This is a genomic window from Bacillus sp. Medicinal_06 (genome assembly GCF_056711665.1).
Window position 1 is genome coordinate 1 of the sequence record NZ_JBWYHD010000077.1, and the last position, 333, is coordinate 333.

2 tRNA genes are annotated in these 333 nt (G+C 49.2%); both read right to left on the reverse strand.

The features are described 5' to 3' along the window. Positions 1–50: 50 nt before the first annotated feature. Positions 51–125 (reverse strand) — tRNA-Gln (locus AC1M36_RS28570). An 84-nt stretch (positions 126–209) separates the two neighbouring features. Continuing rightward, positions 210–285 (reverse strand) — tRNA-Asp (locus AC1M36_RS28575). Positions 286–333: the final 48 nt, after the last annotated feature.

Sequence of the window (333 nt, forward strand, 5' to 3'; positions counted from 1 at the left end):
CCTCTGATTAAAAGTCAGATGCTCTACCAACTGAGCTAATGGCTCGTAAATGGCTGGGCTAGCTGGATTCGAACCAGCGCATGACGGAGTCAAAGTCCGTTGCCTTACCGCTTGGCTATAGCCCATCGGAAGATATTCCTTTTTAGTGACAAAAAACATTTTATCACAACAAGAAATAAAAACCAACTGCTTATTAGCAGAGGTTAAAATGGCGGTCCCGACCGGGGTCGAACCGGCGATCTCCTGCGTGACAGGCAGGCATGTTAACCACTACACCACGGGACCATTGGTTGCGGGGACAGGATTTGAACCTGCGACCTTCGGGTTATGAGC